15 protein-coding genes, 2 rRNA genes and 1 riboswitch are annotated in these 18,927 nt (G+C 45.2%); of the genes, 16 read left to right on the plus strand and 1 reads right to left on the minus strand.

Annotated elements, in window-relative coordinates; genetic code table 11:
• The first annotated feature begins 77 nt into the window (after nt 1–77).
• The 15 genes from ACQKIC_RS04060 to purD all read left to right on the plus strand — a co-directional run bounded on the left by ACQKIC_RS04060 (nt 78) and on the right by purD (nt 16,719).
• A 23S ribosomal RNA gene (locus tag ACQKIC_RS04060) occupies nt 78–3,011 on the plus strand.
• Nucleotides 3,012–3,075: 64 nt separating this feature from the next.
• Nucleotides 3,076–3,191, plus strand: a 5S ribosomal RNA gene (gene rrf / locus ACQKIC_RS04065).
• 261 nt (nt 3,192–3,452) lie between these two features.
• A complete protein-coding gene (locus ACQKIC_RS04070) occupies nt 3,453–3,653 on the plus strand; it encodes an NETI motif-containing protein (RefSeq protein ID WP_402958642.1) in 201 nt (66 codons plus the stop codon).
• A gap of 74 nt (nt 3,654–3,727) precedes the next feature.
• Nucleotides 3,728–3,829: riboswitch (purine riboswitch) on the plus strand.
• Nucleotides 3,830–3,962: 133 nt separating this feature from the next.
• Nucleotides 3,963–4,451 (plus strand): 5-(carboxyamino)imidazole ribonucleotide mutase, encoded by a 489-nt coding sequence (gene purE, locus ACQKIC_RS04075; RefSeq protein ID WP_402989380.1) that lies wholly within the window; start codon nt 3,963–3,965, stop codon nt 4,449–4,451.
• A complete protein-coding gene (purK, locus tag ACQKIC_RS04080) occupies nt 4,435–5,592 on the plus strand; it encodes a 5-(carboxyamino)imidazole ribonucleotide synthase (protein ID WP_427591658.1) in 1,158 nt (385 codons plus the stop codon). Before purE ends, purK begins: the two co-directional genes overlap by 17 nt.
• Complete coding sequence (gene purB / locus ACQKIC_RS04085; protein WP_427591657.1) at nt 5,589–6,881, plus strand: adenylosuccinate lyase; 1,293 nt, start codon at nt 5,589–5,591, stop codon at nt 6,879–6,881. The genes purK and purB overlap by 4 nt, the downstream gene beginning before the upstream one ends.
• A gap of 101 nt (nt 6,882–6,982) precedes the next feature.
• Nucleotides 6,983–7,702: a phosphoribosylaminoimidazolesuccinocarboxamide synthase gene (gene purC, locus ACQKIC_RS04090; protein ID WP_402958634.1), complete on the plus strand. Its 720-nt coding sequence runs from the start codon at nt 6,983–6,985 to the stop codon at nt 7,700–7,702.
• Nucleotides 7,695–7,949, plus strand: a complete 255-nt coding sequence (gene purS, locus ACQKIC_RS04095; RefSeq protein ID WP_402872285.1) for a phosphoribosylformylglycinamidine synthase subunit PurS — start codon at nt 7,695–7,697, stop codon at nt 7,947–7,949. Before purC ends, purS begins: the two co-directional genes overlap by 8 nt.
• Nucleotides 7,946–8,632 (plus strand): phosphoribosylformylglycinamidine synthase subunit PurQ, encoded by a 687-nt coding sequence (gene purQ, locus ACQKIC_RS04100; RefSeq protein WP_402872282.1) that lies wholly within the window; start codon nt 7,946–7,948, stop codon nt 8,630–8,632. Before purS ends, purQ begins: the two co-directional genes overlap by 4 nt.
• Nucleotides 8,616–10,838: a phosphoribosylformylglycinamidine synthase subunit PurL gene (gene purL / locus ACQKIC_RS04105; RefSeq protein ID WP_427591656.1), complete on the plus strand. Its 2,223-nt coding sequence runs from the start codon at nt 8,616–8,618 to the stop codon at nt 10,836–10,838. The genes purQ and purL overlap by 17 nt, the downstream gene beginning before the upstream one ends.
• Nucleotides 10,823–12,238 carry an amidophosphoribosyltransferase gene (purF, locus tag ACQKIC_RS04110; RefSeq protein ID WP_402872278.1) on the plus strand — a complete coding sequence of 472 codons (1,416 nt, stop codon included), beginning with the start codon at nt 10,823–10,825 and terminating at the stop codon, nt 12,236–12,238. Before purL ends, purF begins: the two co-directional genes overlap by 16 nt.
• A gap of 44 nt (nt 12,239–12,282) precedes the next feature.
• Complete coding sequence (gene purM, locus ACQKIC_RS04115) at nt 12,283–13,311, plus strand: phosphoribosylformylglycinamidine cyclo-ligase (protein WP_427591655.1); 1,029 nt, start codon at nt 12,283–12,285, stop codon at nt 13,309–13,311.
• Nucleotides 13,308–13,886, plus strand: a complete 579-nt coding sequence (gene purN / locus ACQKIC_RS04120) for a phosphoribosylglycinamide formyltransferase (RefSeq protein WP_427591654.1) — start codon at nt 13,308–13,310, stop codon at nt 13,884–13,886. Before purM ends, purN begins: the two co-directional genes overlap by 4 nt.
• Nucleotides 13,887–13,904: 18 nt before the next feature.
• Nucleotides 13,905–15,440 (plus strand): bifunctional phosphoribosylaminoimidazolecarboxamide formyltransferase/IMP cyclohydrolase, encoded by a 1,536-nt coding sequence (gene purH / locus ACQKIC_RS04125; protein WP_402958627.1) that lies wholly within the window; start codon nt 13,905–13,907, stop codon nt 15,438–15,440.
• A 19-nt stretch (nt 15,441–15,459) separates the two neighbouring features.
• Nucleotides 15,460–16,719, plus strand: a complete 1,260-nt coding sequence (gene purD, locus ACQKIC_RS04130) for a phosphoribosylamine--glycine ligase (protein WP_402958624.1) — start codon at nt 15,460–15,462, stop codon at nt 16,717–16,719.
• Nucleotides 16,720–16,779: 60 nt separating this feature from the next.
• Here the strand turns inward: purD and ACQKIC_RS04135 are convergent, their stop codons facing one another.
• Nucleotides 16,780–17,037, minus strand: coding sequence for a YgaP-like transmembrane domain (locus ACQKIC_RS04135; protein WP_402872266.1), 258 nt, complete (start codon nt 17,035–17,037; stop codon nt 16,780–16,782).
• Between the two features lie 142 nt (nt 17,038–17,179).
• Here ACQKIC_RS04135 and ACQKIC_RS04140 point away from each other — a divergent pair, with 142 nt between their 5' ends.
• On the plus strand, nt 17,180–18,925 hold the full coding sequence (locus tag ACQKIC_RS04140) for an adenine deaminase C-terminal domain-containing protein (protein WP_402989351.1): 1,746 nt from the start codon (nt 17,180–17,182) through the stop codon (nt 18,923–18,925).
• The last annotated feature ends 2 nt before the right edge of the window (nt 18,926–18,927 follow it).

Raw genomic sequence — 18,927 nt, forward strand, 5'->3', positions numbered from 1 at the left:
TACATTGTTCCTTGAAAACTAGATAATAGATAGAAGGCAATTAATTTTTTTCAAAGCATCAGTAAGATCTTTTTAACGGTTAAGTTAGAAAGGGCGCACGGTGGATGCCTTGGCACTAGGAGCCGATGAAGGACGGGACTAACACCGATATGCTTCGGGGAGCTGTAAGTAAGCTTTGATCCGGAGATTTCCGAATGGGGAAACCCACTGTTCGTAATGGAACAGTATCTCTACCTGAATACATAGGGTATTGAAGGCAGACCCGGGGAACTGAAACATCTAAGTACCCGGAGGAAGAGAAAGCAATAGCGATTTCCTGAGTAGCGGCGAGCGAAACGGAATGTAGCCCAAACCAAGAGGCTTGCCTCTTGGGGTTGTAGGACACTCAATATGGAGTTACAAAGGAACGGGGTAAATGAAGTGACCTGGAAAGGTCCGTCAAAGAAGGTAAAAACCCTGTAGTTGAAACTTCGTTCCCTCCTGAGTGGATCCTGAGTACGGCGGGACACGAGAAATCCCGTCGGAAGCAGGGAGGACCATCTCCCAAGGCTAAATACTACCTAGTGACCGATAGTGAACCAGTACCGTGAGGGAAAGGTGAAAAGCACCCCGGAAGGGGAGTGAAATAGATCCTGAAACCGTGTGCCTACAAGTAGTCAAAGCCCGTTAATGGGTAATGGCGTGCCTTTTGTAGAATGAACCGGCGAGTTACGATTTCATGCGAGGTTAAGTTGATAAGACGGAGCCGCAGCGAAAGCGAGTCTGAATAGGGCGAATGAGTATGAGGTCGTAGACCCGAAACCAGGTGATCTACCCATGTCCAGGGTGAAGTTCAGGTAACACTGAATGGAGGCCCGAACCCACGCACGTTGAAAAGTGCGGGGATGAGGTGTGGGTAGCGGAGAAATTCCAATCGAACCTGGAGATAGCTGGTTCTCTCCGAAATAGCTTTAGGGCTAGCCTCAAGATGAGAGTATTGGAGGTAGAGCACTGATTGGACTAGGGGCCCCCAACGGGTTACCGAATTCAGTCAAACTCCGAATGCCAAATACTTATTCTTGGGAGTCAGACTGCGAGTGATAAGATCCGTAGTCGAAAGGGAAACAGCCCAGACCACCAGCTAAGGTCCCAAAGTATACGTTAAGTGGAAAAGGATGTGGAGTTGCTTAGACAACCAGGATGTTGGCTCAGAAGCAGCCACCATTTAAAGAGTGCGTAATAGCTCACTGGTCGAGTGACTCCGCGCCGAAAATGTACCGGGGCTAAACGTATCACCGAAGCTGTGGATTGACACCGTATGGTGTCGATGGTAGGAGAGCGTTCTAAGGGCGTTGAAGTCAGACCGTAAGGACTGGTGGAGCGCTTAGAAGTGAGAATGCCGGTATGAGTAGCGAAAGAAGGGTGAGAATCCCTTCCACCGAATGCCTAAGGTTTCCTGAGGAAGGCTCGTCCGCTCAGGGTTAGTCGGGACCTAAGCCGAGGCCGAAAGGCGTAGGCGATGGACAACAGGTTGATATTCCTGTACCACCTATACATCGTTTGAACGATGGGGGGACGCAGAAGGATAGGGTAAGCGCGCTGTTGGATATGCGCGTCCAAGCAGTTAGGCCGGAAACGAGGCAAATCCCGTTTCCATTAAGGCGGAGCTGTGATGGCGAGGGAAATATAGTACCGAAGTTCCTGATTCCACACTGCCAAGAAAAGCCTCTAGTGAGATGTAAGGTGCCCGTACCGCAAACCGACACAGGTAGGCGAGGAGAGAATCCTAAGGTGTGCGAGAGAACTCTCGTTAAGGAACTCGGCAAAATGACCCCGTAACTTCGGGAGAAGGGGTGCTTTTTAGGGTGAATAGCCCAGAAAAGCCGCAGTGAATAGGCCCAGGCGACTGTTTAGCAAAAACACAGGTCTCTGCGAAGCCGCAAGGCGAAGTATAGGGGCTGACACCTGCCCGGTGCTGGAAGGTTAAGGGGAGAGGTTAGCGCAAGCGAAGCTTTGAACCGAAGCCCCAGTAAACGGCGGCCGTAACTATAACGGTCCTAAGGTAGCGAAATTCCTTGTCGGGTAAGTTCCGACCCGCACGAAAGGTGTAACGATCTGGGCACTGTCTCAACGAGAGACTCGGTGAAATTATAGTACCTGTGAAGATGCAGGTTACCCGCGACAGGACGGAAAGACCCCGTGGAGCTTTACTGCAGCCTGATATTGAATTTTGTTACAGCTTGTACAGGATAGGTAGGAGCCTGAGAAGCCGGAGCGCTAGCTTCGGTGGAGGCGTTGGTGGGATACTACCCTGGCTGTATTGAAATTCTAACCCGCGCCCCTTATCGGGGTGGGAGACAGTGTCAGGTGGGCAGTTTGACTGGGGCGGTCGCCTCCTAAAGAGTAACGGAGGCGCCCAAAGGTTCCCTCAGAATGGTTGGAAATCATTCGCAGAGTGTAAAGGCACAAGGGAGCTTGACTGCGAGACCTACAAGTCGAGCAGGGACGAAAGTCGGGCTTAGTGATCCGGTGGTTCCGCATGGAAGGGCCATCGCTCAACGGATAAAAGCTACCCCGGGGATAACAGGCTTATCTCCCCCAAGAGTCCACATCGACGGGGAGGTTTGGCACCTCGATGTCGGCTCATCGCATCCTGGGGCTGTAGTCGGTCCCAAGGGTTGGGCTGTTCGCCCATTAAAGCGGTACGCGAGCTGGGTTCAGAACGTCGTGAGACAGTTCGGTCCCTATCCGTCGCGGGCGCAGGAAATTTGAGAGGAGCTGTCCTTAGTACGAGAGGACCGGGATGGACGCACCGCTGGTGTACCAGTTGTCTTGCCAAAGGCATAGCTGGGTAGCTACGTGCGGAAGGGATAAGTGCTGAAAGCATCTAAGCATGAAGCCCCCCTCAAGATGAGATTTCCCATGGCGCAAGCTAGTAAGATCCCTGAAAGATGATCAGGTTGATAGGTCAGAGGTGGAAGCGTGGCGACATGTGGAGCTGACTGATACTAATAGATCGAGGACTTAACCAACGCTTTAAAAAGATGAACACCTTCTGATATTATCTAGTTTTGAAGGAACAACGTTCCTGATATGTTTGGTGGCGATAGCGAAGAGGTCACACCCGTTCCCATTCCGAACACGGCAGTTAAGCTCTTCAGCGCCGATGGTAGTTGGGGGTTTCCCCCTGTGAGAGTAGGACGCCGCCAAGCCATTTCAAAGGTCAGCCATTAGGCTGGCCTTTTTTTGTTTTCAGACTGGTACCATTAAAATAAAATGAAATCATTCACTGTTGCTAGGACAGGACAAGTTAGATATTGAAAACAGCTTTCCGTCGATCTTTGATTAAAATCCCTGGATAAGCTGTTCAACCTATCTGAAAGAATTTATAATTAGAAAAATAGGCAAGCTGTTTAATAAGGGTGGAACAAAAATATTCATGAAAATAGTGAATGCAGGAAAGGAACGATTCTGTGAGTAAAAAGGGTAAAGAAAAGTTTGAAGTTAGAGAAGGAGAAAGCATTGATGAATGTCTTGATCGAATAAAGGCTGCAGGGTACTTTCCAGTGAGGAGAACGGAAGAACCCATTTTTGAGGAAAGAATCACGAATGGAATGGCTCATTATGAACCAATTAACAGGAAAATTGTATTTGAAGCAAAGTTATTGGAGTAAAACACGAACGATCATTAAGTATTCTATAAAAATATTCGATTTTATCTTGACAATGAAAATGCGTGACGGTAAGATGGATGTATATTAATACCTCTCATATAATCCTGGGGATATGGCCCAAAAGTTTCTACCTGATGACCGTAAATCATCGGACTATGAGAAAAGTAGCTGACTTATTCGGAAACTATCGAAGTCTTTTTTGTGAAGACTTTTTTCCGGGCAGATTGCTTTCTCTATGAGGAAGAAGTCTGCCCGTTTTTTTTTTTGAAAATTATAGATGATAGAATGGAAAGTGGGAGGGACAGTATTATGAAGTCGCAGGTCGGGGTCATTATGGGTAGCGTCTCGGATTGGGAAACGATGAAGTATGCTTGTGAATCATTGGAACAGCTTGAAATCCCCTATGAAAAAAGAGTCGTTTCGGCCCACCGCACACCAGACTTATTGTTTGAATATGCAGAGAGTGCAAGAGAGCGCGGGATTAAGGTGATAATAGCAGGTGCAGGTGGAGCTGCTCACCTACCCGGTATGACGGCAGCTAAAACAATAGTACCTGTGATTGGGGTGCCAATCCAATCCAAGGCTTTAAACGGTATGGATTCATTATTATCGATCGTTCAAATGCCAGGCGGGGTACCGGTTGCCACGGTTGCTATCGGAAAGGCAGGGGCGATTAACGCAGGTTTGCTTGCGGCGCAGATATTGGCTGCTTTCGATTCAGAAATCGCCGATAGATTAGAGGTTCTCCGAGACGAAACTAGGGAAAAGGTGTTATTGAGCAGTGAACAACTTAAATAAGGTCATTTTACCGGGTCAGACGATTGGAATTATTGGCGGTGGACAGTTAGGCAGGATGATGGCCTTAGCGGCTAAGGCAGCAGGCTTTAAGATAGCTGTTCTTGAACCAACGACTAATGGTCCTTGTGCTCAAGTGGCAGATATAGAGATCCTTGGGGCTTATGATGACATAGATGCATTGAAAAGGCTGGCAAATGTCAGTGACGTCATTACCTATGAGTTCGAAAATATCAGTTCCAAGGCTCTAGATTGGTTGAAACGGCATGCCTATCTTCCTCAGGGGTCGGAATTATTAAAACAAACACAGGATCGGCTTACTGAAAAGAAAGCCATAGCAGGTGCTGGAGCAACGGTTGCCCCGTACCAGGAAATTCAGGATGTTTCGGAAATTTACCTACATATAGAAGAATTAGGGTACCCAAGTGTGTTAAAAACGACCCGTGGCGGTTATGATGGAAAAGGGCAGTTAGTCATAAATGAGGAAGCTGATATTAAAAAGGCTGAATCCCTGCTCCAAACAGGTGTATGTGTATTAGAAGCTTGGATACCTTTCGTTAAGGAAATCTCGGTTGTCGTGACGCGTAAAGCGAATGGTGAAACAAGTCATTTTCCGGTAGCAGAAAATATTCATATTGAAAATATACTGCATAAAAGCATCGTTCCCGCTCGCATCAGTCAGAGTGCTGAAGAAAAGGCCATTGTGGAGGCTCGACAGCTTGCCGAGAAACTAGAACTGGTCGGTACATTGGCCGTGGAGATGTTTTTAACGGCAAAGGATGAAATCATCATCAATGAGCTTGCACCAAGACCACACAATTCGGGTCATTATACATTGGAAGCATGTGCAACATCCCAATTTGAACAGCATATCCGTGCTGTCTGTAATTGGCCCCTCGGAAATACCTCCTTGTTGCAACCGGTGGTCATGGTCAACGTCCTAGGTGAACACTTGGAGCCATTACTTCATGAAATTCCGGAGCTTACGGATTGGAAGATTCATCTTTACGGTAAAAGAGAGGCCAAGATAAAACGGAAAATGGGGCATGTTAACATTTTACGTCCAACACTCGAGGAAGCCCTTTTAGAAAGTGATCGAAGCAAAATTTGGAATCAACAGGTTGAAACGGAGGAAGCAAAATGATTGAACGTTATACCCGCCCTGAAATGGGGAACATTTGGACAGAGAAAAACCGCTTTAATGCATGGTTGGAAGTAGAAATCTTGGCATGTGAAGCATGGTCGGAACTTGGTGTCATACCGAAAGAAGACGTGAAGCTCCTTCGTGAAAATGCATCATTCGATGTAGAGCGCATCAATGAAATTGAAAAAGATACTCGCCATGATGTTGTGGCCTTCACACGTGCAGTTTCCGAAACATTAGGTGAAGAACGTAAATGGGTGCATTATGGCCTGACTTCAACGGATGTAGTTGATACGGCACTTTCTTATGTGATTAAACAAGCGAATGATATTCTTTCAAAGGATTTAAATAATTTTGTCGAGATCTTGAAAAACAAAGCGAAAGAACATAAATATACCGTCCAAATGGGACGTACACATGGTGTGCATGCGGAACCGACCACTTTCGGCTTGAAGCTTGCCCTTTGGTACCAAGAAATGAAACGGAATGTGGAACGTTTTGATGCTGCTCGAAAAAACATCGAGGTAGGTAAAATCTCCGGTGCTGTTGGTACATATGCAAACATCGACCCGTTCGTTGAACAATTCGTCTGTGAAAAGCTGGGTCTTGAAGCTGATCCCATTTCAACGCAAACCTTGCAACGTGATCGCCATGCACACTATATGAGTACCTTGGCGTTAATTGCAACTTCCATCGAAAAATTCGCTGTGGAAATCAGAGGGTTACAAAAAAGCGAAACGCGCGAAGTGGAAGAATTCTTTGCAAAAGGACAAAAAGGATCATCGGCAATGCCTCATAAACGGAATCCTATCGGTTCTGAGAACATGACAGGAATGGCCCGGGTCATCCGTGGATACATGATGACAGCGTATGAGAATGTAGCTTTATGGCACGAACGTGATATCTCCCACTCTTCTGCTGAACGAATCATCTTGCCGGATGCAACGATTGCTTTGAATTATATGTTGAACCGCTTCAGTAATATCGTGAAAAATCTTACTGTTTATCCTGAGAACATGAAGCGTAACATGGATCGTACGCTTGGATTAATCTTCTCTCAACGCGTGTTGCTTGCCCTTATTGACAAGGGTCTTGTCCGTGAAGAGGCGTATGATACGGTTCAGCCCCATGCGATGGAAGCCTGGGAGCAGCAAGTCCCATTCAGGAGTCTGATCAACAAGGATGATAAAATCACAAGCCTGCTTACTAAAGAAGAACTTGATGACTGTTTCGACCCTACCCATCATTTGAAAAACGTAGATGTGATCTTTGATCGCCTAGGCTTATAAAACAAGGCTGCAAACGTGAATCCCAGTCGGGTGAAGCGTTTGCTCCTTACCTAATGATAAAATAAAAATTCATAATATTCACAATTCGGAGGTCTTAACAGATGGAAAAGCGAGAATTGCTGTATGAAGGGAAAGCGAAACAGATTTATGCAACGGACAACAGTGAAATAGTATGGGTGGAATACAAAGATTCAGCAACGGCTTTCAATGGCGAGAAGAAGTCAGAAATCGCTGGTAAAGGCCAGTTGAATAATCAAATTACTAGTTTACTATTTTCAAAGCTTGCCGAACAAAACATTCCTTCTCATTTTATAGAAAAGCTTTCCGAGCGGGAGCAACTGGTTAAAAAGGTCTCCATCATACCTCTTGAAGTGGTCGTTAGAAACACGGCTGCCGGTAGCTTCTCTAAACGCACTGGCATGGAAGAAGGCCACCCACTAAAGAAAACGCTCGTTGAATTTTATTATAAAGACGACGCACTCGGCGATCCCCTGTTGACGGAAGACCATATTGAAGAATTGGAACTTGCCAGCAAGGAAGATGTAGCTATCTTAAAGGAAAAGGCACGGGAAATCAGTAAGGTCCTATCAACCATCTTCCAAGAGATGGGCATTAACTTGATTGATTTTAAACTGGAGTTTGGCAAGACATCGGATGGGGAAATCCTATTGGCTGATGAAATTTCACCGGATACTTGTCGCCTTTGGGATGCAGTGACAAATGAAAAACTGGACAAAGACGTATTCCGCCGTGATTTAGGTAGTTTAACAGATGCATATGGAAAAATTCTAGCAAAGTTGGAGGGTACTCAACATGTATAAGGTTAAGGTATATATCACACTACGAGAAAGTGTACTGGATCCACAGGGGACAGCGGTTCAACAATCCCTTCATAGTTTGACATATAACGAAGTAAGCGATGTTCGTGTCGGGAAATACATTGAACTGACGATTGAAGACACCGACCGTGATTTAGATCAACTGGTGAAGGAAATGTGTGAAAAGCTATTAGCCAATACAGTCATTGAAGCGTACCGTTATGACGTGGAGGAGGTTGTCACCCAATGAAATTTGCTGTGATCGTTTTCCCTGGCTCCAATTGTGATGTCGACATGTACCATGCGATACAGGATGCGCTTGGGGAGGAAGTGGAGTATGTATGGCATTCCACGGATAATCTAGACAAATTTGACGGAATCCTGCTTCCAGGCGGATTCTCTTATGGCGACTACCTACGTTCAGGAGCGATTGCCCGTTTTTCCAATGTGATGGCAGAAGTCGTAAAAGCGGCTCAAGCAGGAAAACCGGTTCTTGGCGTCTGCAATGGTTTTCAAATTTTGCTTGAAGCAGGGCTGTTACCGGGAGCGATGCGACGTAATGATGGTCTGAAATTCATCTGTCGTAATGTAGAGCTGAATGTTCAAAATAATGAATCAATGTTTACCACGGGATATTCATTAAACGAATCAATCACCATTCCAGTGGCCCATGGTGAAGGAAACTATTACTGTGATAAAGACACACTTGAGGAATTAAAACAAAATAACCGCATTCTGTTCACTTATAAGGGTGAAAATCCCAACGGTAGCCTAGAACAAATCGCGGGAATCACCAATGCACAAGGTAATGTCCTCGGAATGATGCCTCATCCCGAACGTGCTGTTGACTCACTGCTTGGCAGTAAAGACGGCTTAAAGATCTTTCAATCCATCGTGAAAAACTGGAGGGAATCACATGTTGTTACAGCTTGAACCAAGTCCGGATAAAATTAAATCGGAGCGTTTATACGCAAGTATGGGGCTATCCGATGAAGAATTCGCCATGGTGGAGAAAATCTTAGGCAGACTGCCGAATTATACGGAAACGGGTTTGTTTTCCGTCATGTGGTCAGAGCATTGTTCCTACAAAAATTCAAAACCCATCTTAAGAAAATTCCCGATTACGGGGGAAAAAGTATTACAAGGTCCTGGGGAAGGCGCAGGAATCGTCGATATCGGTGATAATCAGGCCGTCGTTTTCAAGATTGAAAGCCATAACCATCCATCGGCCATTGAGCCATATCAAGGAGCAGCTACAGGCGTTGGGGGCATTATCCGTGATGTCTTCTCCATGGGAGCCCGACCTATCGCCATGTTAAATTCGCTGCGCTTCGGCGAATTGGATAACGAACGCGTGAAATATTTATTCAAAGAAGTGGTTGCAGGAATTGCTGGATATGGGAACTGCATTGGGATTCCCACTGTCGGCGGTGAAATTCAATTCGATCCTTCCTATGAGGGAAATCCATTAGTCAATGCCATGTGCGTCGGGTTAATTGATCATAAGGACATCAAGAAAGGTCAAGCTCATGGTGTCGGGAATACGGTCATGTACGTGGGTGCCAAAACTGGCCGTGATGGCATTCATGGAGCTACATTTGCATCGGAAGAACTTTCAGAGTCTTCAGAAGAGAAAAGACCAGCCGTGCAAGTTGGCGATCCATTCATGGAGAAATTACTGTTAGAAGCTTGCCTTGAACTCATCCATAATGATGCGCTTGTCGGCATTCAGGATATGGGCGCAGCGGGGCTTACTAGCTCTTCGGCTGAGATGGCGAGTAAAGCTGGATCAGGGATTAAAATGAACCTTGATTTAGTGCCTCAACGTGAAACAGGCATGACTGCGTATGAAATGATGCTGTCTGAGTCACAAGAACGGATGTTAATCGTCGTTACTAAAGGACGGGAACAGGAAATCGTTGATTTGTTTACGAAATATGACCTGGAAGCAGTTGCTGTTGGTGAAGTAACGGATGATAAAAACTTAACACTTTCCCATCAAGGTGAAATCGTTGCGGAAGTTCCAGTTGATGCATTGGCTGAAGAAGCACCAATCTATCACAAGCCATCTGCTGAACCACAGTATTTCCGCGACTTCCAAAGCATGACGGCAAAAGTGCCGGTTATCAAGGATTATAAGGGTACTCTTATAGCATTATTACAACAGCCTACCATTTCAAGCAAGGAATGGGTTTACGACCAATATGATTATATGGTTCGTACGAATACAGTGGTATCACCTGGTTCCGACGCTGCAGTGGTACGTGTGCGAGGAACGAATAAAGCTCTTGCAATGACAACGGATTGTAACTCCCGCTATATTTACCTCGACCCCGAGACAGGCGGTAAGATTGCTGTAGCTGAGGCGGCCCGTAACATTGTCTGTTCGGGTGGAGAACCTTTGGCGATTACAGATTGCTTGAATTTTGGAAACCCAGAAAAACCAGAGATATTTTGGCAACTGGAAAAAGCCGCTGATGGCATGAGCGAAGCATGTCGCAGCTTAAGTACGCCTGTCATTGGTGGAAATGTATCGCTTTATAATGAAACGAATGGCGAGGCCATTTATCCAACTCCAGTAGTTGGGATGGTTGGTCTTGTACATGACCTTCAACATATCACGACCCAAACGTTCAAACATGAATCCGACTTGATATATGTGGTCGGGGAAGCGAAAGCTGAATTTGGTGGCAGTGAACTTCAAAAAATGGTAGAAGGAAAAATCTTTGGACCTGCACCGGAATTGGACTTACATGTTGAACAAAAACGGCAAGCACAAATTCTTGAAGCCATTCGAGCAGGGCATATCGCCTCCGCACATGATCTTTCAGAGGGTGGTTTGGCTGTTGCCTTAAGTGAATCTCTATTCGGTCCGACTACACTCGGCGCCAACGTTAAGGTTTCCGGCGAATTGGTATCCGGGTTATTCAGTGAAACGCAATCCCGATTCTTACTATCCGTTAGTCCAGAAAACCAAGCGGCATTTGAATCCATTGTTGAAGATGCAATCCTTATAGGGGAAGTAACGAATGATTCAAAAATAATCGTGACGGATGATGGCGATAATCTGGTATTTGAAGTGAATGTTGAGGAATTACAATCAGCTTGGAAAGGGGCCATTCCATGCTTGCTGAAATAAGAAGTCTTAATGAGGAATGTGGTGTAGTAGGAGTCTGGGGACATCAAGATGCAGCACAGCTTGCCTATTACGGACTGCATAGCTTACAGCATCGGGGCCAAGAGGGAGCAGGCATTGTCGTGACGGACGGTAATCAAATGTCCATCACGAAAGGGGAAGGTCTTGTAACGGAAATCTTCACGGCAGAAAAAATGCAGGCACTTTCCGGTACAGGGAAGTCAGCGATAGGTCATGTCCGTTATACGACAGCAGGAGGCGGTGGATATCAAAACGTCCAGCCTTTCTTGTTCAATTCACATACAGGGGGGCTGGCTCTTGCCCATAATGGGAATATCGTCAATGCCAGCCAGTTAAAAGCACAGTTAGAGGGACAAGGGAGCATTTTTCAAACGACGTCGGATACGGAAGTCCTTGCACATTTGATTAAACGCTCCGGTTATTCTGATATAAGGGATTCTGTGAAAAATAGCTTAAGTATGCTGAAGGGTGCCTACGCATTTGTTATCATGACAGAAAACCAAATGATTTTAGCGCGGGATCCACATGGTTTCCGTCCACTTTCCCTCGGAAAGATAGGAGATGCGTATTACGCCGCTTCTGAAACATGTGCTCTTGATATCGTTGGGGCGGAATTCATCCGTGATATCGAACCAGGCGAGCTTGTCGTCATCAATGATGAAGGAATCTATTCAGAGTACTTTTCCCTTTCCAGTCAACAAGCCATGTGTACGATGGAATATGTGTATTTTTCCCGTCCGGATAGCAATATTGATGGGATTAATGTACATACAGCCAGGAAAAACCTTGGTAAGCAAATGGCTCAGGAAGCGAAAATCGAAGCGGATGTTGTCACGGGTGTTCCGGATTCAAGCATATCGGCGGCCATTGGTTATGCCGAAGCTGCGGGCATCCCTTATGAAATGGGCTTAATTAAGAACCGTTATGTCGGACGGACATTTATTCAACCGTCGCAAAGCCTTCGCGAACAGGGTGTGAAGATGAAGTTATCACCGGTACGAGGCGTCGTTGAAGGGAAACGCGTGATCATGGTGGACGATTCGATCGTACGTGGTACGACCAGCAGAAGGATTGTCCGCATGCTGAAAGATGCAGGGGCGAAAGAGGTCCATGTTGTGATCAGTTCGCCTCCAATTAAAAATCCATGTTTTTACGGTATTGATACATCGAAAAAAGATGAACTGATTGCCAGCTCCAAATCGGTGGAGGAAATACGGGAAATCATTGAAGCCGATTCATTAACCTTCTTAAGTGTGGAAGGCATGGTCGAAGCGATTGGACGTCCGTTTGCTGGAGAAACACGCGGTTCATGTCTAGCATGCTTCACGGGAAATTATCCAACGGAAATTTTCGATTATGAACGGGAAAAAATTAAATGCTAAAAAGGCATCGATAAGAACGAGTGGTTTTCGGAGGGGGATTTCAAATGGCTAATGCATATAAGCAGGCTGGCGTCGATATTGAAGCGGGCTACGAAGCGGTAAATCGGATGAAGAAACATGTAAAACGGACATTTCGTCCTGAAGTAATGAACGGATTGGGTGGTTTCGGAGGCATGTTCGATTTGTCTTCGTTACACCTTAAAGAGCCTGTCCTTATCTCAGGAACGGATGGAGTCGGGACGAAGCTTTTACTCGCGTTCATGATGGATAAACATGATACAATTGGAATAGATTGTGTAGCGATGTGCGTCAATGATGTGGTCGTACAGGGGGCTGCGCCGTTGTACTTTTTAGATTATATAGCTTGCGGCAAAGCTGATCCCGAGAGAATTGAAATGATCGTTAAAGGGATTGCGGACGGATGTGAGCAAGCGGGTTGTGCTTTAATCGGTGGGGAAACAGCTGAAATGCCAGGGATGTACGAAATCGAAGAATATGACGTGGCTGGGTTCACTGTTGGGGCGGTTGAAAAATCACGCTTAATTACGGGTGAGGGCATATCCAATGGTGATGTTGTCATCGGTCTTGCTTCAAGCGGGATCCATAGCAATGGCTATTCACTTGTCCGTAAAATCCTTCTTGAAGATGCAGGAATGGATTTACAGGAACTCGTGCCGGAGTTCGGTTGCAAATTGGGTGAAGAATTGTTGAAACCGACAAAAATCTATGTCCAGTCGATATTGTCGACACTTGAAAAGTTTGAAGTGAAGGGACTAGCACATATTACAGGTGGCGGGTTCATCGAAAATATTCCGCGTATCCTTCCCGAAAACTGCGGTGTTGAAATTGAGTTGGGCAGCTGGACGATTCCCCCAGTATTCTCGTACCTTGAGGAAAAAGGAAATCTTGTTCAGAAGGAAATGTTCAATATATTCAATATGGGCATCGGGATGACGGCCGTCGTGAAAAAATCGGATGCTCCTGCGATCATTGCGCATCTACAGTCTTGTGGTGAACAGGCTTCTGTCATAGGAACGATTATTGAGGGTGAAGGAGTGTCTTTTAAGCGATGAGGCGCCTTGCTGTCTTTGCATCGGGTAATGGAAGCAACTTTCAAGCAATCGCTGATGCAATAAAAGAGGGAAATCTAGAAGCGGATATATGCCTTGTTGTTTGTGACCGTGAGGATGCTTACGTAATTGAGAGGGCTAGAATGGAGAACATTCCGGTATTCTCATTCTCAGCAAAACAGTACGAAAATAAGGCGGGATATGAACGGGAGATACTGGATGAACTTCATGTCCATGGCGTAGAATTCATTATTCTTGCTGGTTATATGCGGTTAATAGGATCGACGTTATTAGGGGAATATTCACACAGGATTGTGAATATTCACCCTTCTCTTTTGCCTTGCTTTCCAGGTAAGGATGCTATTGGCCAGGCTTTTAAGGCTGAAGTGAAGGAAACCGGGGTCACGATTCATTATGTCGATGAGGGAATGGATACAGGACCGATTATTGCTCAACAGGCGGTCCCCATTCTTAACGGAGATACAAAAGACATCCTCCAAAAAAGAATTCAGGAATTGGAACATGATCTGTATCCAAAAACTTTGCAACAGCTATGCCAAGAGAAACAACATACATAATGGAGGGAACAACATACCATGAAGAAACGTGCGTTAATTAGTGTATCGGATAAAACAGGTATCGTAGAATTTGCCAAAGGGTTGAAAGAGGCCGGGTTTGAAATCATTTCAACGGGCGGTACGAGTAAAACATTACAGGATAATGGCGTGGATGTTATCGGTATCAGTGAAATCACTGGTTTCCCGGAAATTCTGGACGGCCGCGTTAAAACGTTACACCCGAATGTCCATGCAGCAGTCTTAGCCAAGCATGGAGATGAAGGGCATAAAGCTCAACTAGCAGAGCATCATATTGAACCGATTCAGTTGGTCTGTGTGAACCTTTATCCTTTCCAATCGACGATATCGAAACCGGATGTGACGGTGGAAGATGCGATTGAGAACATCGATATCGGAGGACCGACCATGCTACGTTCGTCTGCGAAAAACCACGAGTATGTGACAGTTATCGTCGATAGCGAGGATTATGCAACGGTATTGGCTGAGCTAAAAGAAAACGGAGATGTCTCAAAAACGACGAATCGTCGTCTGGCAGCTAAAGTCTTCCGTCATACAGCGGCATACGATGCCGTGATTTCAGAATATATGACTGAGCTTGCCGAAGAAGAGAATCCAGAATCACTTACTGTTACTTATGAATTGAAACAGTCGCTTCGTTATGGGGAAAATCCTCATCAAAAAGCAGCGTTCTATAAAAAACCGCTTGGATCTACCTTCTCGATTGCGGAAGCAAAACAACTGCACGGAAAAGAGCTTTCATACAATAACATCAATGATGCAGACGCAGCCCTTCAAATCGTTAAGGAATTCAAAGAACCGGCAGCCGTGGCCGTCAAGCATATGAATCCTTGTGGAGTCGGTGTTGGTGATACGATTCTGGAAGCATTCGATAAAGCGTATGAAGCGGATTCCACTTCGATTTTTGGTGGCATCATCGCCTTGAACCGTGAAGTGGATAAAGCGACTGCGGAAAAGCTTCACGAAATTTTCCTTGAAATCATCATCGCTCCAGGATTCTCTAAGGAAGCATTGGATGTATTGACAAGTAAGAAGAACCTTCGTCTATTAACGGTTAATTTCCAGGCTGCTAAAAAACCGGAACGTAAATTGACTTCAATTGAAGGTGGTTTACTCGTGCAAGAACGTGATGCTTTCGGTTTGAAGGATGCAGAAGTAAAAGTGGCAACAAAACGCGAACCGACCGCAGAAGAGTGGAAAGCTCTTGAACTTGGTTGGAAAATCGTGAAACATGTCAAATCGAATGCCATCGTTATTTGTAATGATCAGATGACATTGGGCGTGGGTGCAGGGCAAATGAACCGTGTCGGCGCAGCAAAAATAGCTCTAGAACAAGCTGGTGAAAGAGTAGCGGGAAGTGCTTTGGCATCGGATGCTTTCTTCCCTATGGACGATACCGTGGAGGCGGCGGCAAAAGCAGGCGTAACGGCAATCATCCAGCCAGGTGGATCGAAGAAAGACCAAGATTCAATTGATAAAGCCGATGAATATGGAATAGCAATGGTATTCACAGGAGTTCGCCACTTTAAACATTAATCGAAGATGAGGTGCGGTAATGAATGTACTAGTGATTGGCCGTGGAGGCAGGGAGCACGCTATCGCCCGTAAACTGTTTGAAAGCAAACGGGTTAAGAAAGTCTTCGTGGCGCCAGGGAATCCCGGCATGGCAGATGTTGCCGAACTTATATCAATCGAGGAAACCAAACATCAAGAATTGGTCGCTTTCGCAAAAGAAAATGCGATTGCTTTGACGGTGATTGGACCGGAAACGCCTTTACTTAATGGGTTGGCTGATGACTTTGAGAAAGAAAACTTGCAGGTGTTCGGACCAAACAGCCGGGCTGCGGTCATTGAAGGAAGTAAATCATTTGCTAAGAATTTAATGAGGGATTATCATATTCCAACAGCAGAATATGAGACGTTTTCTGATTATGAGCAGGCAAAGGCATATATCGAAAAAGTGGGCGCTCCCATTGTCATCAAGGCGGATGGTCTGGCTGCGGGCAAAGGCGTAGTAGTCGCCATGACGATGCAGGAAGCAATGGAAGCCATTCATGATATGCTAGTCGGTGCAAAGTTCGGGGAAGCTTCAGCAAAGGTTGTCATCGAGGAATACCTGGATGGCGAGGAGTTTTCATTGATGGCCTTCGTGAACGGGGATAAAGTATATCCAATGGTTATCGCACAGGATCATAAACGTGCCTACAATGGTGATAAAGGACCGAATACTGGTGGAATGGGTGCGTACTCCCCCGTCCCTCAAATATCCGATAGTATGGTGCAAGCAGCGGTAGATGCTATTCTGCAACCGACGGTTCATGCGATGATTTCAGAAAATCGCCGATTTTCAGGCATATTATATGCCGGGTTAATTGCAACGGAAAAGGGTACAAAAGTGATTGAATTCAATGCCCGTTTTGGGGATCCGGAAACTCAAGTAGTATTGCCCCGCTTAAAGACGGATTTCGTCGATACTCTTGAAGCGGTCCTTGCAGGGGAAGATTTAGATCTTGAATGGCATGATGAAGCGGTTCTTGGTGTAGTCGTGGCTGCAGAAGGCTATCCTGGAGCATACACGAAGGGGTCGGTAATCAAAGGGTTGGATAGGATTCAGCCGGACACCCATATTTACCATGCCGGGACGGCCAAAAACGACCAGGGAGATCTTGTTTCCAATGGAGGCAGGGTATTGCTTGTTGCGGCTAAAGGAAACGACCTTGCGTCTGCCCAAAGACAAGTCTATAAAGAAGTAGAACATATTGAAAAAGAAGGCCTGTTTTGGCGTACGGATATTGGATATCGAGCCATAGAATAGGTTCCTTGACCATAAAAAGAAGCTGGCTCAAATATCGAGTCAGCTTCTTTTAAAATGAAATCAATACGAATCAGATTGGTCATCCCTGTTCTGCTTATCCTTCATCATGGCTTGGCCATTTTCCATTACATCGACAACGGGGCAATAGCGCAATATGCCTTCGCCTATTTTCATGGCAGCAAGGATGACCACCATTAAGTAGGATTGATTTTTCCATGGTTTTTTAACCATTTTCGCTGTGGCCCAGGTAAGAAAGGTAAAGCCACAGGTAATCCGCATAAGCGCATTGACTATGCTGATATTTTGTTTGAATTTCATGATAAGTTCATCCTTTCACAAAAATTTCACAGTATTCTGGTTAACTTTACTGTGTTAATGAAATAAATATGTTACTATAAGATAAAATTGGATTGAATTGGGATTTCAATTCCTTTGTCTTACAATTCATGGAGGGATGTTTATGCTGGAACAACGTTATAGATGGAAAAATAAACATCTACGGGAACATATAGATGTGCTGGATGGAAAGAGGTCACCACACATTCTTTTGAAAAATGCTACATATTTAAACCAGGCTTTACGAAAATGGGTGAAAGCAAATATATGGATTTATGACGATCGCATTATCTATGTCGGTACAAACCTTCCTGAAAATATAGACCGCTGTGAAATGGTTGATTGTTCAGATCAGTACCTGGTCCCGGGATATATTGAGCCGCATTCACACCCTTCTCAATTATATAATCCCCTGTCTTTCTCACGCTATGCATCCCATTTTGGGACAACGACACTTATCAATGATAACCTGCCATTCCTTTTGCAATTAGGAAAAAAGAAAGCGTTTTCTCTTTTGAAGGAGCTACGTAACATCCCTGTTACGATGTATTGGTGGAGCCGTTTTGATGGACAAACGGAGTTGATCGATGAAGATACCGTATTTTCTCATGGAGCGGTTAAATCCTGGCTTGAGCATGATGCCGTTTTACAGGGCGGTGAACTGACGGGGTGGCCTAAGCTTCTTGATGGCGATGACATGATGCTGCATTGGATTCAGGAGGCCAAGCGGATGAGGAAGAAGATAGAGGGTCACTTTCCTGGTGCTTCTGAGAAAACACTTGCCAAGATGACACTATTTGGAGCCGATTGTGACCATGAGGCCATGACAGGTGATGAGGTGATGGAGCGCTTACTTCAAGGCTATTTCGTTTCATTAAGGCATTCATCCATCCGTCCGGATCTCCCAAACATATTGCAGGAAATTCATGAACTGGGTATCGATCAATATGATAAGTTCTTTTATACAACGGATGGTTCACCACCGTCTTTTTATGAAAAGGGATTCATAGATTGCTTGATTAAAATAGCAATCGAACAGGGTGTACCAGTCATTGACGCCTATAATATGGCCACTATCAATATCGCACGCTATTATAATATTGAATATCTCCATGGCAATATTGCTACGGGCAGAGTCGCCAATATCAATTTTCTGTCTGATATTGAGGAGCCCGCCCCGGTTTCTGTCATGGCTAAAGGGAAATGGGTGAAGCGGGATGGGAAAATCATTCCGGATTCACAAGAAATCAACTGGAGCGATTTTGACTTTAAACCGTTGGAAATGGACTGGGACCTTAGTTTGAAGGAAGATTTCGAATTCTCGATGCCGTTCGGAATAGAGCTGGTCAATAACGTGATCACCAAACCATATTCCCTTTCAAACGATGTGGGATATGAAGAGCTTACCTTTCAAGATGATGAGTGTTTCTTCATGCTCATCGATAAGGAAGGGAAATGGCGGATCAATACGATACTGAAGGGGTTTGCCGATAAGTTATGCGGTTTTGCAGCCACCTATACGAATACCGGGGATATCATTTTGATTGGGAAACGTAAGAAGGATATGCACCTGGCCTTCAACCGGCTGAAGGAAATCGGCGGCGGTATTGTTTTGACAGAGCAAGGAGAAGTGATTCATGAGGTGCCATTAACATTAAAAGGGATAATGTCCAATAAGGAAGTTCCTGAATTAATTATAGAAGAAAATGAATTGAAAAGATTGTTGCGTGAACGGGGTTATCGCTTCGCTGATCCCGTATATACCCTATCCTTTTTTTCTACGACCCATTTACCGTATATCAGGGTTACCCAGCGTGGGGTATATGATGTAATGAATAAAAATATACTCTTCCCTACTATAATGCGTTAAAA

Origin of the sequence: Peribacillus sp. NPDC046944, from assembly GCF_050272735.1 — a bacterium.
Taxonomy (GTDB): Bacteria; Bacillota; Bacilli; order Bacillales; family DSM-1321; genus Peribacillus.

What these genes read in the sequence shown, in the direction of transcription:
- purD (WP_402958624.1), top strand. Translation starts at nt 15,460, where the DNA reads ATGAATGTACTAGTGATTGGCCGTGGAGGCAGGGAGCACGCTATCGCC.
- purB (WP_427591657.1), top strand. Translation starts at nt 5,589, where the DNA reads ATGATTGAACGTTATACCCGCCCTGAAATGGGGAACATTTGGACAGAG.
- purQ (WP_402872282.1), top strand. Translation starts at nt 7,946, where the DNA reads ATGAAATTTGCTGTGATCGTTTTCCCTGGCTCCAATTGTGATGTCGAC.
- purH (WP_402958627.1), top strand. Translation starts at nt 13,905, where the DNA reads ATGAAGAAACGTGCGTTAATTAGTGTATCGGATAAAACAGGTATCGTA.
- purE (WP_402989380.1), top strand. Translation starts at nt 3,963, where the DNA reads ATGAAGTCGCAGGTCGGGGTCATTATGGGTAGCGTCTCGGATTGGGAA.
- ACQKIC_RS04140 (WP_402989351.1), top strand. Translation starts at nt 17,180, where the DNA reads ATGCTGGAACAACGTTATAGATGGAAAAATAAACATCTACGGGAACAT.
- ACQKIC_RS04135 (WP_402872266.1), bottom strand. Translation starts at nt 17,037, where the DNA reads ATGAAATTCAAACAAAATATCAGCATAGTCAATGCGCTTATGCGGATT.
- purS (WP_402872285.1), top strand. Translation starts at nt 7,695, where the DNA reads ATGTATAAGGTTAAGGTATATATCACACTACGAGAAAGTGTACTGGAT.
- purL (WP_427591656.1), top strand. Translation starts at nt 8,616, where the DNA reads ATGTTGTTACAGCTTGAACCAAGTCCGGATAAAATTAAATCGGAGCGT.
- purF (WP_402872278.1), top strand. Translation starts at nt 10,823, where the DNA reads ATGCTTGCTGAAATAAGAAGTCTTAATGAGGAATGTGGTGTAGTAGGA.
- purC (WP_402958634.1), top strand. Translation starts at nt 6,983, where the DNA reads ATGGAAAAGCGAGAATTGCTGTATGAAGGGAAAGCGAAACAGATTTAT.
- purM (WP_427591655.1), top strand. Translation starts at nt 12,283, where the DNA reads ATGGCTAATGCATATAAGCAGGCTGGCGTCGATATTGAAGCGGGCTAC.
- purN (WP_427591654.1), top strand. Translation starts at nt 13,308, where the DNA reads ATGAGGCGCCTTGCTGTCTTTGCATCGGGTAATGGAAGCAACTTTCAA.